The organism is Streptomyces sp. NPDC046303 (assembly GCF_055588085.1).
In genome coordinates this window covers 132293-147493 of the sequence record NZ_JBVJFA010000006.1, presented here as the reverse complement: position 1 = coordinate 147493, position 15201 = coordinate 132293, and the positions used below count along the sequence as shown (strand labels likewise).

12 protein-coding genes and 3 pseudogenes are annotated in these 15201 nt (G+C 69.8%); 6 read left to right on the top strand and 9 right to left on the bottom strand.

Going from position 1 to position 15201, the window contains the following annotated elements; genetic code table 11:
- Positions 1-221 precede the first annotated feature (221 nt).
- Positions 222-1220 carry an L-threonylcarbamoyladenylate synthase gene (locus ACZ6I1_RS08740; RefSeq protein ID WP_469284698.1) on the top strand — a complete coding sequence of 333 codons (999 nt, stop codon included), beginning with the start codon at positions 222-224 and terminating at the stop codon, positions 1218-1220.
- 223 nt (positions 1221-1443) lie between these two features.
- On the opposite strand, the gene ACZ6I1_RS08735 is transcribed toward ACZ6I1_RS08740, so the two are convergent.
- Positions 1444-2085 carry a carbonic anhydrase gene (locus ACZ6I1_RS08735; RefSeq protein WP_469284696.1) on the bottom strand — a complete coding sequence of 214 codons (642 nt, stop codon included), beginning with the start codon at positions 2083-2085 and terminating at the stop codon, positions 1444-1446.
- A 553-nt stretch (positions 2086-2638) separates the two neighbouring features.
- On the opposite strand from ACZ6I1_RS08735, the gene ACZ6I1_RS08730 reads away from it, so the two are divergent.
- Positions 2639-3958, top strand: coding sequence for a hypothetical protein (locus ACZ6I1_RS08730; RefSeq protein ID WP_469284694.1), 1320 nt, complete (start codon positions 2639-2641; stop codon positions 3956-3958).
- Between the two features lie 451 nt (positions 3959-4409).
- Here ACZ6I1_RS08730 and ACZ6I1_RS08725 read toward each other — a convergent pair whose 3' ends face one another.
- The 3 genes and pseudogenes from ACZ6I1_RS08725 to ACZ6I1_RS08715 all read right to left on the bottom strand — a co-directional run.
- Positions 4410-4559 (bottom strand): hypothetical protein, encoded by a 150-nt coding sequence (locus ACZ6I1_RS08725; protein ID WP_469284692.1) that lies wholly within the window; start codon positions 4557-4559, stop codon positions 4410-4412.
- Between the two features lie 728 nt (positions 4560-5287).
- Positions 5288-5962, bottom strand: coding sequence for a hypothetical protein (locus tag ACZ6I1_RS08720; protein WP_469284690.1), 675 nt, complete (start codon positions 5960-5962; stop codon positions 5288-5290).
- Positions 5963-6117: 155 nt separating this feature from the next.
- A pseudogene (locus tag ACZ6I1_RS08715) lies at positions 6118-6446 on the bottom strand (hypothetical protein); the annotation flags it as partial.
- Positions 6447-6559: 113 nt separating this feature from the next.
- On the opposite strand from ACZ6I1_RS08715, the pseudogene ACZ6I1_RS08710 reads away from it, so the two are divergent.
- Positions 6560-6681, top strand: a pseudogene (locus ACZ6I1_RS08710) (IS5/IS1182 family transposase); the annotation flags it as partial.
- Between the two features lie 52 nt (positions 6682-6733).
- Here ACZ6I1_RS08710 and ACZ6I1_RS08705 read toward each other — a convergent pair.
- The 3 genes from ACZ6I1_RS08705 to ACZ6I1_RS08695 form a co-directional block, all read right to left on the bottom strand.
- Positions 6734-7255: a hypothetical protein gene (locus ACZ6I1_RS08705; protein WP_469284688.1), complete on the bottom strand. Its 522-nt coding sequence runs from the start codon at positions 7253-7255 to the stop codon at positions 6734-6736.
- 470 nt (positions 7256-7725) lie between these two features.
- Positions 7726-7995, bottom strand: a complete 270-nt coding sequence (locus ACZ6I1_RS08700) for a barstar family protein (RefSeq protein WP_469284686.1) — start codon at positions 7993-7995, stop codon at positions 7726-7728.
- Between the two features lie 416 nt (positions 7996-8411).
- Complete coding sequence (locus ACZ6I1_RS08695; protein WP_469284683.1) at positions 8412-8603, bottom strand: hypothetical protein; 192 nt, start codon at positions 8601-8603, stop codon at positions 8412-8414.
- Positions 8604-9014: 411 nt separating this feature from the next.
- On the opposite strand from ACZ6I1_RS08695, the pseudogene ACZ6I1_RS08690 reads away from it, so the two are divergent.
- Both ACZ6I1_RS08690 and ACZ6I1_RS08685 read left to right on the top strand, forming a co-directional pair.
- Positions 9015-9776: pseudogene (locus ACZ6I1_RS08690) on the top strand (collagenase); the annotation flags it as partial.
- A gap of 1242 nt (positions 9777-11018) precedes the next feature.
- Positions 11019-12326, top strand: a complete 1308-nt coding sequence (locus tag ACZ6I1_RS08685) for a M48 family metalloprotease (RefSeq protein WP_469284681.1) — start codon at positions 11019-11021, stop codon at positions 12324-12326.
- Between the two features lie 314 nt (positions 12327-12640).
- Here the strand turns inward: ACZ6I1_RS08685 and ACZ6I1_RS08680 are convergent, their stop codons facing one another.
- Complete coding sequence (locus ACZ6I1_RS08680; protein WP_469284679.1) at positions 12641-12964, bottom strand: hypothetical protein; 324 nt, start codon at positions 12962-12964, stop codon at positions 12641-12643.
- Between the two features lie 208 nt (positions 12965-13172).
- Between ACZ6I1_RS08680 and ACZ6I1_RS08675 the strand changes: the two genes are divergently transcribed.
- Positions 13173-13676 (top strand): hypothetical protein, encoded by a 504-nt coding sequence (locus ACZ6I1_RS08675; RefSeq protein ID WP_469284678.1) that lies wholly within the window; start codon positions 13173-13175, stop codon positions 13674-13676.
- Between the two features lie 189 nt (positions 13677-13865).
- Here ACZ6I1_RS08675 and ACZ6I1_RS08670 read toward each other — a convergent pair whose 3' ends face one another.
- Positions 13866-14471, bottom strand: a complete 606-nt coding sequence (locus ACZ6I1_RS08670) for a dihydrofolate reductase family protein (protein ID WP_469284676.1) — start codon at positions 14469-14471, stop codon at positions 13866-13868.
- Between the last annotated feature and the right edge of the window lie 730 nt (positions 14472-15201).

The following is a 15201-nucleotide window of genomic DNA, read 5'->3' as shown; positions in this document are numbered from 1 at the left end:
GAGGTCAAAGGGGCAATGATCAACACACCCGACTACTTTGCCGGTCGTGTCCGGGATAGGCGAGACGGAGTCCGGGGCCGTCCTGGCGGTATCCCCCCGCGCGCAGCCGTGACGGCTCTCGTGCGTCCGGACTCGCGCGGTGCGCCGGCCTTGGTTCGTTGTGTCACGCGCCGACGAGCCCACGGAAAGGGGAGTGCGGGATCAGTGAGAGGATTGCGAGGGTGACGGCAAGAACCAGTGACATCGAAAAGGCAGCCGGTGTGCTGCGCGCCGGAGGCCTGGTGGCCTTCCCGACCGAAACCGTCTACGGCCTGGGCGCCAACGCCGAGGATCCCGCCGCGGTCGCGCGGATCTTCCAGGTCAAGGGGCGACCGCCCTCCCACCCTCTGATCGTCCACATCGGCGGTGCGGAGCAGCTGGGCGACTGGGTTGCGGACGTGCCGGCGACGGCGCGCCTGCTGGCCGAACGGTTCTGGCCGGGGCCGCTGACGCTGGTCCTGCGGCGCGGTCGCCGGGTGCCCCTCGAAGCGACCGGTGGCCTGGAGACGGTGGCGGTGCGCGTGCCCGACCACCCCGTCGCCCTCATGCTGCTGTCGGCCTTCGGCGGCGGTGTCACAGCACCGTCCGCCAACCGCTTCGGCTCGGTCAGCCCCACCACGGCGGACCACGTCCGCGCGGAGCTCGGCGATGCCGTCGACTTCGTGCTGGACGGCGGGCCCTGCGAGGTCGGCGTCGAGTCCACCATCGTCGATCTCACGGGCGAGATCCCGAGCGTCCTTCGGCCCGGCGGGGTGACGCGCGAGGACATCGAAGCGGTGCTGGGGTACCCGCTTGCGGTCCCGGCGACGAGCCGTGTGCGGGTTCCGGGCCAGCATCCTTCCCATTACGCGCCGCGGGCGCGGGTCGTCCTCGTCGAGCCCGAGAAGGTCGTCGCCGAAGCGGAGCTCGCGCAGGAGCTGGGGCACCAGGTCGGCGTCTTCCTCCCTGTCTCCTTCGCCGACGCTCCGGTGAAGGCGCACGCCGTGGTGGCGGTCCCCGGTTCGATGGCCGCCTACGCACGGGGGCTGTACGGGTTCCTGCGCGAACTCGACCAGCAGGGATGCGACCTCATCGTCGCGTCCTTGCCGGTGGAGGAGGGGCTGGGACTGGCGATCGCCAACCGGCTCCGCCGCGCCGCCGGACCCCGGCCCCCCGCCACCGACAACGCCCCTCGCCACTGATCACGATTCCCCACCCGTGGCACCCTCACAGTCCGCCGCCAGGGCCAGACCGGCACGGGGTACGGGGTACGGGGGTACGGGGTACGGGGGTACGGGGTACGGGGGTGCGGGGTACGGGGGTACGGGGTACGGGGGTGCGGGGTACGGGGTAGGCAGCATGACCGGCTCGGTGGTGGGCCCTGCGCGGCCTGACGCGGCTGTGCAAGGGCTGGCCGGTCTCCGGTTACGCCGCGGAGCCGGCGGTGACGTCGAGGCCGCGGGTGGTGACCAGGTGGGCGCTGCCGTCGGCCAGCCGGTAGGACAGGCCGACCACGGCGGTCTGTCCGGCCTTCACCTGGTCGGCGAGCACCCGGGAGCGGTCCAGCAGCAGGTCGACGGTGTGCCGTACGTGCTCGGCGATGATGTCGCTGTCCTGGGTGAGGCCGGCGGCGCGGGCGGCCAGCACGCTGGGCGTGACCCGCTCGATGACGTCCCGTACGTACCCGGGCGCTGCCACTCCGTCCTCCACAGCGGCGCGGGTGGCCGCTACCGCGCCGCACGAGTCGTGGCCGAGGACCACCACCAGGGGGCAGTTCAGCACGCTCGCCCCGTACTCGATGCTGCCCAGTACCTCCGGCCCGGTGACGTGGCCCGCGGTGCGGACGACGAACAGGTCGCCGAGCCCCTGGTCGAAGATGATCTCGGCGGCCAGGCGGGAGTCGGAGCAGCCGAAGAGCACCGCGAAGGGGTTCTGGGCCGGTGCGATCTCGGAACGGCGTGCGGCGTCCTGGTTGGGGTGCTCCGGTGTTCCGGAGACGAATCGCTGGTTGCCGGCCAGCAGCATCTCGAAGGCGTGTGCGGGAGTCAGCGTCGAGGTGTCATTCATGGTCGCAGACTACGACCAGGCCCAGATCACCGCGCCATGAGGGGTGAGCCGCGCTGCCCATCGGCAGTCCAAGACGCCGGGCAAGGGAGGTCTCAGCCCGGACTCGCAAAGCGCGGCGGAGCGGCTCACCCCGGTGCGGCTGTACGCGCTGCCCGTTGATCCGCTCCACGGCGGGGGCCTCCTCGCTGATCGGCCCCCGGCCGACCAACGACCACCGCCCCAGCGAGGGTGCGAGCCCCGCCACCCGAACGTACGACACGCTTCCGCCGCACTCCGGCCGACCTTCCGGGCTCCAAGATCATCCCGTCGCCCGTTGACGCGTATTCGGCCCCACCCGATCTGGACGGAGCCGTCCCTGGCCATGGTCTCGGCCAGCGCGTCCAAGGCGGTGGTGCGGTGGTCAGTCGTCGGGTCGAGACGAGTGCGGCACCCGTCCAGCCGGAGCAGCAGCCCGGTAGGGGGAGCAGCGGCTGTCGCCATGTGTCCCGGGGCTGTTGCCGAGCTGTCACACGCGCACCTGTCGACGTACGGGAGGGATCCGGATACTGACCCCGTGTACTCCTACGTGAAATACCTGCCCGCCGCGGCGCTACCCGAGGGCGGAGTGGCCGACTGGACCGTCGCCGACGCCGAGCGCTGGCGCAAGGCTTCGCTGCCCGCCGCGCTCGCACCGGCCGTCGGCGCCTGGGTGCTGACGGCGCTGGTGCTCACGGCCGTTGTGCTCATCGCCGTGAGCGGCCCGGAGGAAACCTTCGTGGGCACCGTGTGGGACGGCTACCCGGAATCGGTCCTGCTGCTCAGCCTGCCGCTCTGGTACTGGCGGATGCCGATGGCGACCCTCGTGGCGGCCCCGCTGCTCGCGCTGTGGTCCGCGCTCAGCCTGGCCGGTGCGCGTGCCGTGCCACCGGACGCCGTGGGCCGGGCCGCGGAGTGGCTGTTGATCGGTCTCTGCGGCCTCGCCTGCGCCGGGAGCGCACTGCGCCTGTGGTCCCGCCGCCGCCAGCGGCACCTTGCGCTGGGCGCCGCGGGGACGGCTCGCCACCCGCTTCCGGACGGGCTGCGCGACGCCCACCGGCGCCGCGGTCTGCGGCGGGTCCTCGCGGGCGGCGCGCTCTGCCTGCTCGGCGCCACGGCGCTCGGCGTGGCCATCGCCCACGATGTCCAGGCGCACGGCACCGGCCGGCCGTACGATGCGGCCGGCCAACAGATCGCCGCCCTGCTGCTGCTCGTTCCGGGCATCCCGGTGCTCGCCGACGGCGTCTCCGCCCGCCGGACCGCCCGCCGGCTGCACCGGGGACCGCAGCCCACCCTGCGGGTCGGCCTCCGGTACATGGAATCCGGCGATCGCTTCTGGATCTACCCGGACGCCCGTACCTGGTCGGCGCAGGGCATGGCCTCCTTCCGGCGGCACCGGCCCAACGAGGGCTGGGACGGCCGCACCCTGGTCGGCGGCGAGCAGTCGTCCCTGCGCCGCAGGCACCGCGACGTCAACCCGCGCCGGGAGCCGTTCGAGGCCATCCTGTACGGGATCCCGTACGACGGCGCCGAGGTCGTCCTCGCCTTCGCCGTCTACGGCAGCTCCCACAACACCATCGAGGAGCGGGCCACGGCCACCCCGCTGAGCTGCCGGCGCCTGCCGCGCCGGACTTCGTGGAGCCCGGCCAAGTCCTCGTATCAGCTGCAACTGAAGGCGGACCGGCTCCGGCGCGAGGCCGCGGAACGCAAACGGGCGGAGGAACGCCGCGACCGCCGGGCCTCCTCGACCTCCTCGACCTCCTCCAGCTCGGGTTCGAGCTGCGGCAGCTCCTCCTCCGGCGGCTGCGGCAGCTCCTGCGGCAGCAGTTGTGGCGGTGGCTGCGGGGGCGGCGACTGATCGGCTGATCGGCTGATCGGCTGATCGGCTGATCGGCCAGACTCGCCGCATGCCGTCGAAGACGCGCAACTACGACCCGGGCAGGACCAAGGCGGCGGTACTCGCCCAAGACCGCCACGTCGGCCAGGCCACGGGGAGTTGACCAGGGCGCAGCTCGCGGCGAACACGGGGCTCGGGAAGTGGACCGAGGAAGCTGGGAGCGATTCGGCAGCGTGAGCAGGCATCCGCCGTAATGCGTTTTTGCGTACTCCGGAACGGAAGGTCGCCGAACCCGGCTCCTTTGAGATGGGGCAACGGCTGGTGGGCTTCTCCGCCTGTGAGTGCCGTGCTCCGCGCACTGAGCGTGCGAGAAAGCGGTGCAGGCGAGGCTGCGCGTAACCGACGGTACCGGTGATGCCGACGATGGCCCTGCCTGAGCGCCACTCATCCGAAGAGCGTTTCGCGATGCCAGCTACGGCGTACGAGAGCAGTCGTTGGAGTGCGGCATAGCTGACGGCTGCGAAGCCGCATCGGTGTTGCCGAACACCGCGCCCATCCCGCAGCTGCTGAGGGCGACGACCAGCATCTGGTCCGCGCCGTCGAGGCCGAGCTGTTGGCGCATGTAGAAGAGGGCGCGTGCGGCCGCCGCTGTCAGCGCAGCCCCGGCGATGACGGCCCGCTGGGGACCCCGGGGTAGTACGAGAGCAGCGAGGAGCGCCCCGCCCTCTGACTCGACGAAACCTGGCCGTCGGGCGGATGATGCTGCCTCCGCCCAACGGTCAGGCAGATCGGGGGTCGGATCGGATGCTGCCGACCGGGGCGGTGACCGGCGACGTGTGACGGCTGCCGGAGGTGCCCGGAGCCGGCAGCCGCCAAGGGGCTGGGAGCGGTCCTGCATGTGTGGCTCCCCGCGGCGGCTATTCCACCGCTTCCCGGATGAGGGTCCGGGCCGATCGGCGCGAAAGGCTTCGGCGGCCGGGGCGCAATCCCGAGAACGGCGGTGCTCTGGTGCAGCACGCCGGCCTGGGTCAGCACCAGCGTCGCCTGCCGGCCTCTCTCGTCCGAACCGAGCCGGGAAGCCGACCACCATGGTGCCCATCGCGCGCCGTCTTGCCCCGACCGCCGCAGCCGTCCCACCCCGCTGGCCAGACACAAGCCCGGGGACAGGATGGCGATGTTCCCTGGGCGGGAGCGGCACGTGCCAGAGCCGGGCCTGTCCAGTCCGTGTGCACGTCGTCGGACTCAGGCGCCGGCGGCCGCCGAGACGGGCGTCAGAAACAGTGGGCTCTGCTGCGGCAGGAGACCCTCGCGGGGGCTCGGTGGCGGAGAGGGGGCCTGGTGGCCCGCCCGCTACTTCCAGGTGAGGGGCTTGCCGTCGCTCAGGTTGTTGTAGGGCTTGCCCCAGTACTGGGCGCCGGCCACCTTCGTCTGCGCGGACGGGGCCAGCGCGATCGCGCAGCCGTTCTGCGTCTGGCCGTTGGTGAAGCCCTTCGGCAGCGAATCGCCCTTGCACTTCTCAAACTTGCCGATGACCGAGACGCCCTGGGCCTCGCTGCCGTCCGGGAGCAGGCCCTTGATGTGGCCCACGGTGGAGAACGACAGGTCCGTGGTGCCGACGTTCTTGACCGTGTAGCGGACGTAGTAGGGGATCATCCCCTTCACCTTGTCGCCGAGGTTGAGCGAGTCCAGGTCGGCGGGGTTGCCCTGCTCGATGGTGGTGATCGTCAGAGCGATGGTGCCGCCCTTGTTGTTTCCGTAGTCGAACGGGACCGTGGCGGTCTCTCCGAGCTTGAAGGCCTGGCCGGACTTCGCCGTGCCCGCCGCCCCGGCGGGGGCCTCGCCGCCGCCGGTCGAGGGGCTGGCCGCCGCGCTCGGACTGGCCGGGGCACCGCCCGGAGCGGAGGAGGTCGGCTGGGCCGGGGACAGCTCCTCGTTGCCGTTCTTGCATCCGGTCAGGGCCATGGTGCCGGCGACCGCGACAGCGACCGCGACCAGGGTGTTCTTGCGCATGCTGATGGTGCTCACTTTTCTGCTCCCCCATGACTGTGCATCAACAATGTGACGCCTGTGCACTCTTGATAAGGGATGAATAAGTGCGCGATCCAGCTCAGAGGCCTTCGGCGACAGTCCTGTGACATGCCCAAGACAGCCGTGGAACAGTCGGTACCCGTTTGCCGTAGTCAGGAGCGCAGGCGCGGGCCCCTCGGGGTGGCGTGGAAACCTGCCGGCTCCGAGGCGGAGCCGAGCGGGGAGGTCAGGGAAGCGGCCGTGTTGGTCCGCTCCACCGTCAGCGACCGGGAGCGTGTCCGCGCGCGGCCCCTCGGCGAGCGCGGCCACGGCGGCGGCCAGGCGGGGGGGCGGCCGCCTCCGGCCAGGCCAGGAGGGTCTTGCCGCCGCGCTCCATGTACAGGGTCAGCTCGCCGTCCACCAAGACCACCAGGGAGCCGCCCTTGCGGCCCGGCTTGTGCGTGACCCCGGCCGGCGGCTCCGTTAGCCATCGGAGGGTGGCCGCAGCTGGCGCAGAATCTCTTCACGCTCGGCTTCGGTCAGCGTGAGGGCTGGGTCATACGGGGCCATTGGGTATGCGGGGACCCCCCTGCCCTCGACCATTCCCGGTTTGCCCTCAGAAACGAGGTCGAGCAGTGCATCAACGCGCTCAACGGATCCAGGCCCGTGGCGACTCGGTACGACAAAAGAGCCTACGTATTCCGCGGACGGTGACTCTGGCCGCGCTTCGCCTGTGGGCTCCGCCCCTGATCCCTCGAATGCCCTTCCACAGCAGCCATGCCGATCGACTCAGTCGTCGGCCGCGACGAGGAGCGTGATCCGTCCAGCTGAGCGGTCGATAAGCACGAACTCGTGGAAGCACTCGTGCACACGCCCCCACTCATGAGTGGCCTCATCCCCGAGCCCGCTCAGGTAGTAGATGTGGTCGGCCGCCGCCAAGCGATCGAACACCTCCTGCTGCAGATCCGCCTCCAGCTTGGCGGGCACGTCCCCGAACTGGTTCACCCACCCCCGCAGGACGTGCGCGCTCTTCTCCCGGCAGACGGCTTCGTAGATGTCGGGGGTGACCAGCCTCAGCCAATACGGGCCGTGTCTGGATCCCTCCGGCAGGACTCCACCGCCCGCGTAGTCGTCTCGGAACTGTTCATGTCCGATGAGCGCCGCGAGCAGTTCGTGAGCTTCGCCGGACTCAGCTGGGATCCGCAGATGCTTGATGTCGACCCACCTGTAGCCGTGAGACCTCGGATCCCGGAAGTTGTAGTTCCTGAAATTGATGAAGGCACTGGCTTCATGGATGAGCTGGTTCTCCATAGCGCCACAGCTTAAGGAGCGCCCAAGGTCACTCTGCGGACCCATTGGACAGGCCCGTGCACAGTTTGCCGGAACCGGGCTACTTGGCGGGGGTCGGGGCGATCCAAGCTGACCACCCGACTGCGAAGATGGAGGGGCGGGATGTGCTGTGATATCGAGGTGGCCGACGGTCGTGATGACGTCCGGCATCGCGCTGGCCTTGAGTTGCGCACCGGCGAACGCTGCGGCGATGGTGGGATCGTTCGGGAATTACGCGGGCCCCAAGGCATGCCTGGACTACCGGTCGGGCTACGGCGCATACGTCACCTCCTGCAACCTCGGCTACCACCAGAAGAAACGGCGCTGCGACAGAGGGCGACTGGCTTGTCCCTGACGGTGCCGCAGCGGGCAGCCGACGATGCGTGCATGCAACGCGTCGGACCTGGCGGCCTTCGGCCACGTCCTCGTCGTTGACAGCGGCCTCGGCGAAATCAGCCCGCCAGGCGCCCTCGCTCACCGAGGAACTCCGCACCCAGCAGGCGGTCCGTGCCGCCGATCAGCACCGCAACGTCTTGCTTGCCGTGCCCCGGCCCGTGCCAGTCGCCGAGGCAGTCCACCATGGCGTCCCAGTCGTGTCCGAAGTAGCCGGGGAACCCCAGCTCACGGGCGAACGCCCGGTACAGGCAGCCCTCCTCGCGCAACTCCTCACCGCCCAGGCACGGGACGATCCCACCCTGAGCCCGCAGCTCGGCCGCGGCCACGGCCACCCAGGGTCGGCGGAGGAGGTAAAGGGGACCCGGGGCGCTCGGCGTTCGGTGAGGGTGGGCGGGAAGGAAGCTGCTCATGCGGCATGCTCGCACCCCGCCCGTCCGGCGCGCGTCCGGGATCACGCGCGCGACCTGAAGGGTCATAGCGAAGTCAGGAAGGGTAGTCCTGGCGTCCTTGCCCACACCGTATTTGACCAGTGACGTTGAGGAAATCAACCGCATCCGGCTGTCCAGCGACCACGCACGCCGATGACAGGAACACACCCCATCAAGAGGTCACCCCAGGAGAAAACCAACCGCTGAGCAGCAAAAGCAGCGACAACCCGAAATGACACCTACCGCTCCGACTCAGCGACAACCGCGGTGTCGCAGTCAGCAGCCCGAACATGACAGCAGCTCAAGAAGTCACCTCAATGGGCGGTTCCACCATGGGACATGCCCAGCGCCACAGTGAGCTGCTTGACGTCGAGTTCGGTGGTGAGGGTGCACAGCCGCGTGAAGCGCACGATCCGCGGGAGGACGCCGACCGGTGCGAGGCTGTCGCGGGTGCAGGCCGCGCCGGCGGGGCTGGTGGTGACTCCGGTGAGCCGGGTGACCAGCATGTGCGGATTGTGGGTGTGCAGGGCACGTCGGCGGGCGACGGGCCAGACCCCGGTCACCCGCGGGCAACCCACGGCGACCACGACGCCACCCACTCACGGCTGCGCAGGAACGGCCAAAACAAATTTGCCGTGACCCTGTCAAAACCATTGAACCGAGCATGTGACATGTGCCATTTTACAGCGCAGCCCGTCCGAGGGCCCCCACTGCTCCCCCGTCCCCAGGAGTGAATCTTGCGCGCCATGGCCGTCGCCACCGCCCTGCTCATAGCCGCCGTCGCAGCCTCTCCCGCCCAGGCCTCCCTGGCCTCAAAGGCCGACCCCAAGCCGGACCACGTCTTCGCAGACCCGGGGCAGCGCCCCGCCCACGGCAATGCCAAAGGCGCTCCCGGCGCAACCGGGACCGCCGGCGGGAAGCTGGAATCGCGCATCCTGCCGATCGTCCACAACTGCAGCCCCACGCTGCGGATCCGCGCCCAGGAAATGACGTCCGATCAACTGGCGGCGACTTGCACGAGCCTGGCCAACCAGGACGCCTATTTCCACGGAGTGGTCAACGACTCGGGGCCGGTCGCGAACGACTACAACACCACCCTGGAGGTCGATGTCTTCAACTCGAGCGCCGACTACAAGGCCTACGCGGGGAAGATCTACGGCATCGACACCAACAACGGCGGGATGTACCTGGAGGGAGACCCCTCCCGGGCGGGCAACCAGCCGCGGTTCATATGTTACGAGCGCACGGATGTGAGCCCCGGCTGGCAGATCTGGAACCTCAACCACGAGTACACGCACTACCTCGACGGCCGCTTCGACCTGTACGGCGACTTCAGCGACAGCCAGACCACCCCCACCGTGTGGTGGGGCGAGGGCATCGCGGAGTACATCTCGTACTCCTACCGCGGCACCACCTACGCCAGCGCGGTGGCCGAAGCCGGCAAGCACACGTACTCCCTGCGCACGCTGTTCGACACCACCTACGCCAACAGCGACGTCAACCGCACCTACAACTGGGGCTATTTGGTCGCCCGTTACATGATCGAGAGGCACCCGGCCGACGTCGCCACCGTGCTCGGCCACTACCGCGCCGGAAACTGGACCGCCGCACGTTCCTTCCTCACCTCGCTGAACTACGAGAGCGACTGGAACGTCTGGCTGACGGCCGTGGCGGCGGGCGCCTGACCCGAACGCCCGTCTAGGAGCATCTGACCGGTCGAGCCGAGAGGGGTCGGCCTGTCCGCAGGGCGCCCGCCGTGCCTCACCCCACAAGCCGGTGGGGACACGGCAGGCTCCTGCTGCCGCACCGGCAACGACCACCGATCCAAGCGCTACAACCGCCGACTGCGCTGGTCGTTCCATTGATCAGAAAGTCCTACTGTCCAGGGGACCGTCAGTCTGCGCTCCGTGACAAGGGTTCTCCAGGCGGGCGAGGCGCTCGGGGTAGGACAAGTGGAGCAGCTCCTGGCCGGCCTGCTTCAAGACGTCGAAGCCGATGAAGTGGGCCGGCCACGGGCGGCCAACGCCGAGGCGTTGCAGCCCCGGGCAGCGGCCCGGGACCGACATCGCACGGCGTCGTTCCCCTCAGGTTCGAACGCGACGCGGACACCGGCTCTGCCACCGCCCCGCGCCGGCTGGCGGTTCCCTCCGCGGGCCGGATCGTGAGGTCCGGATCGACGGCGTCGCGTAGCCGGCGTCCGCGGCCGCAACCTGGGTCGCGTGTTGACCGGCCACAGCCACCCCACCCTCGCCATCCAACATGCCGCCCGGCTACGCCGACGTACTCATGTCATCGATCGCGGATCGCCCGCCGCACACGTGACTGGATGCCGGATCCGAGATGCCGCTTGATGACGGCGTCGACCCCGCCTTCCATCCGGCCCTGGGAGTTGGTCGGGGTGGCCCAGGCGTCGACGTCTTCGTCGAGGATCGGGCCCCTGCGGATCTCGATCCCGCGGGCGGACGTGTCCGCGAACGCCGCCCGCTACGCCTCCACCACACGCTCGTTCACGTCGGTCAGAACCACCCTGAGCGCAGGCTGAACACTGCTCTCGGTCGTCGTCCACTCCTGTCTGGGAAAGGGCCCTGCAACACCTCGAACGTAACCGCCACCCCTCACAGCACTGCTCCGAGAAGGGGACACGATGACTTGCCGTCATGACTCCAGGCACCCCCGCGGGCCGCAGGTCACCCTGCGGCGAGCCCAGCGCACGCCGGCTGCCGGACACCGAGGATCCTGCTGTCCTGCGGCACCAGTCATCCGATGTCAGGTCGGCCATCGCCTTGATCAGCTTGGGTAGCTTTCCAGGGCCGCCGCCGCAGCCGTGCGATGGCGCAGGTGGAACTGGGTTGGCCGGCTCTCGAGCACCGCCTATGCTGCCTCGACTGCGGATCCAGGGGAGCCGTGGCGAGAAGGGAAGCATGAACGTCGTCAGTGGGGGAACCACAGCGCCGGCACTCCGGGAATGCCCGGAGTGCGGTGCTTCGGTACCGGTGGACGAGATCTACGTGGAGTGGTGCGCGGTCTGCGACTGGAACGTGGATCCGGGCGCACCAGACCCCGAACCGGGCCGGATCGCGGCCTTTCGCCGGCGCCTCGCGCACACCTACGGGGAACAACTGGCGGCGGAGTTGGAGCAGGGGGCGGATGCAGGTCCGCCACGCGGCCGGTCTGCCTGGTCGGTCCTGGCCCAGGGCGTGTCCGTGCTGGTGCATTCCCTGACGGCGCTGCTCCTGGTCGGCGGGGTGCTACTGATCGTGCTGGGCTGGGAGACCGGTGTGCAGCCCGTGGCGGGGGCGGTGCTGCTTGGCGTCGCTGCGGTGCTGCGGCCTCGGCCCGGGCGGCTGCCGGAGGACCTACCGGTGCTGCACCGGGCTGATGCCCCGCAGCTCTTCGGCATGATCGACGAGGTGGCGCGGGCCATCGGCACGACCGGGGTGCACGCCGTGGTCGTGGAGCCGTCGGCGAACGCGGCCGTGACCACGTACGGCCTGCGACAGCACCGGGTGCTGTATCTCGGGCTCGGTCTGTGGGAGATCCTGAGCCCGCAGGAGCGGGTGGCGTTGCTGGGCCACGAGCTGGGCCACTTCGCCCACGGTGACACCCGGCGTGCCCGGCTGACGGCCGGGGCGCTGCACTCGCTGTCGGTCTGGTACTACCTGCTGGAGCCGAAGTCGCCGACGGGGTTGCTGGACCGGTTCGTCAACGCGATCGTGTTCCTGCCCCGGTGTGCGGTGCTGGGCCTGCTGCGGCTGCTCGACACCCTGACGCTGCGTGCCTCGCAGCGCTCGGAGTACCTGGCCGACGCGAGCGCAGCCCGGGTCGGGTCCTCAGCGGCGGCCGTCGCCCTGATGGACCGGCTCCTGATCGCGGACTCGGTCGACGCATGGCTGCGGCGGGAGGCCGTTGCAGCCGGGATGCGGGGCGGCCGGGCCGGCCGGGAAGCGCGCGAGGCCGCGGAGCAGAGGCTGTGGGAAGGGGTGGCAGCCCGGTTCGCGGCGGTACCGGAGCACGAGTACGAGCGGCTGCGTCGCGTCGCCGCCCGGCGCGGGCACAGCGTCGACTCCACGCACCCGCCGACCCACCTGCGCCGACGCCTCGCGGCCGCCTCAGGTCCACGCCCCGCACTGGTCTCCTTCACGGGGCAGCGCGAGGCCGGGGTAGCGGCGGAGCTGGCGGCCGCGCGGGCCGTGGTGGCCCGCCAGGTCGTCCGAGACTTCGCCGAGTGACCGCGGCTAGCGTCAACACGGTTCCGGGGTCCGCCGGGTCGTCCCCCGAGGTAGGGTGCAGCGCTTCCGCTTCGCTCAGGCTGCTGGGCAGGCTCGCGGACAAGAAGCTCGGCACGACGCCGCGGGTCCTGGACGTGGGCGTGGACGACTTCGCGTTCAAGCAGCACTGCACATCATGCGTCGCCCACCGGCCAGCTGGACGTGACCCTGGCATCCCTGGCCCGGGTGAGGCTGGTCGGCTCATGTGTGAGCCCGGCCGCTTTGAGTTCGGCCGGGCCCGGTAGTCACACCTTGTATTGAAACGGGGGCGGCGGCTACCAGCTCTGCCACGCCGGGCCGGGGTAACGGGGTGCGCGCCGCTTGCGGGCTTCGAGCCCGAGGAACGTGGCTCCCGAGGCGAGGGTTGCGAGGAACGTCACCAACATGGCCAACGGCAGGAAGACGCTGGCGGGTTCCCCGAGGCACAGCCACAGCGCCGCCGTTCCCGTCGCCAGGGCCACCAGCAACGGAACCCTCACCGCGAGCGACAGCTTGCCGCTCACCGCGACGAAGGCATACCCGACGAGCAGGCCCAGTGCGACGATCACTATCAGGGCCAGGAACAACAGGAACAAGAAGACGAACAAGGCGATGATCATGTCGTACCGACCTCCGGATCTCATGGCCAACTCGTGCCAAGGGCAGACGGATCCACTCCCCCTGGCCTGGCGGGCCCTTCCGGAAGTCATGCTGTCAGATTTTCTGAACACGTTCAACGCGGCTCGTGGACGGTGTTCTTAGGAAGGCGGCGGATCCGGACGGTCTCGCCAACCTTCGGCCAGAAGAACTTCCCGTTCGGACGGGGGGGTGCACCAGCAGCGCAAGGCCGTGCGCGCCCGTGAACTCGAGGAGTGGGACAAGACCCTGCTGGGCTCATCGGAAGCCGGCATGGTGTGGGAGCCCGGCGAAGAGGCTTGGGCGGCCACGCTCGCCGCGCTTCCGGCCCTGTCGGCGGGCCACCGGACACCTCGCTTCCCGGCAGGACGCGGTGTGGGGCGGGACGACGAGATGGTGCCCATAGGGCAGCACATAGCCAACCTTCGCCGCAGAGGCGCCGAGAACGGCCTCGGCACGGACCCGGACCGGGCGGCGGAACGCGCGGCACAGCTCACCGCGATCGACCAGGACCGGGACTGGCCCGTGCCGCTGGACTGGCAGCGCCACGGCCGCGTCCTCGCCGACCTGGCCGACACCGAGGCCGGGGGAATCCCGCCCCGACATCGCACCCGGCGTCCTCTCGGAGGGCGACGACCTCGGCAAACGGCTGGCACGGCAGAAGCAGCCCGGCACCTGGGCACACCTGTCGCCTGAGCAGCAGCAGACGCGGGTGACGCGGCTTGACGCGAGTGGGCGTACAGCCCGCCCAGGCGACCTCTTCCGCCCCCACAGCCGCGCGCGCGGCTGTGGGCCGAGCAAGGCACAGCAGGCTTTCGAACGGAGCCTGGCAGCCGTCACGCAGCGAGTGGCGCGGGAGGGCGCAGACCGGCGCACGGGGCGACGTCACGCAGGGCCGCCGAGCGGCGGGTGCTCGAGTACGCGGGGCTTGTACTCGACCAGCTGGATGCGGCCGTCGAAGGTGCGGTGCTCGATCATCTCGAGGGCAACGTCCGGATAGCCGTCGTAGATGCGTTCTTCGCCCGTGGCCCCCGTGATCACCGGGAACATCACGACCCGGAAGCGGTCGACGAGTCCCGCGCGTAGCAGGGACCGGCACAGGCTGAGGCTGCCGATCGTGCTGAGGAGCCCCGAGCCACTCGACTTCATGGCGCGGACCGCCTCAACGGCGTCGTCGCGGACGAGGGTGGAGTTGGCCCACGTCAGTGGCTCCGCGAGTGAGGAGGAGAACACCACCTTGGACGCTCGCGTGAGCTCGTCGACGGACGCCTCTTCTTCGGGCCTGAACTCGTCTTGGCCTTTCGGGACCTCGCCTGCTGCGAAGCCCGACATCAGGCGGTAGGTGTTCGCTCCCATCAAGTAGGTGGCCTCGGGCTGTTCGCCGAGCCATGCGAGGTACTCCGGGCCCTCAAGGCCCCAGAACCCGGGCCATCCCTGTCCCGATGCGTGACCGTCGAGGGAGGTGATGAAGTCGACGAGAAGCTCCGACACGGCGGTGTCCTTTCCTAAGGTGTCACCAGCTTGGACCGGCCTGGAGCCACAAACTCATCGGCCGCGCTGTGGAGTAACGAGAAAAACCCATGACGCTGCAGCCGATCAGGCCGGCTACCAGCCACTGGAGCGAGCCGAGGCGAACTTGGTCCACGCATCTGCGGCAGGCCAGGCTTCACCCCCACCATCACCCGCCACACCGGCACCCGATCAGGCAACAAATGCAGCGCCTGCTGCACCGCCACCGCTCCTCGCCCACCCCGGGCCACGACGGGATCACCGGGTGCGCGTCGACCACCGGCAGGCCCATCACGCTGCACGACACGATGCAGCGTCCCCAACGAGGGCACATCCCACCGACGAGGAGGAACCGACCGTCGACAACCGACGCGCCGCCACACCCCGAGCCAACGGCCGTCCTCACCCACTCCCACCAGCACCCGGGAATGGGCAAACCCATGACAGCCACCCACCACCCTGCTAGCCACCCCATGGCAGCAGCCTTGTCATCCCATGACAGCCAAGATGACACCTCGCACCAAGGAAAGATCAGGCGGAACCAACTCGATCCCCGCTGACACCCGACCTGTGCCACCAGGACACCCCATTCACAGGAGGAAGAACCCCTTCCTGTGCCGTCTGTCAAGTCACGGGTTGCTGGGACTGGCCACCCCGGCCGGCGGCGGTCACTCTGAGTTCATAGACAGAGGGTCTTAGCCGCAATTCGCCG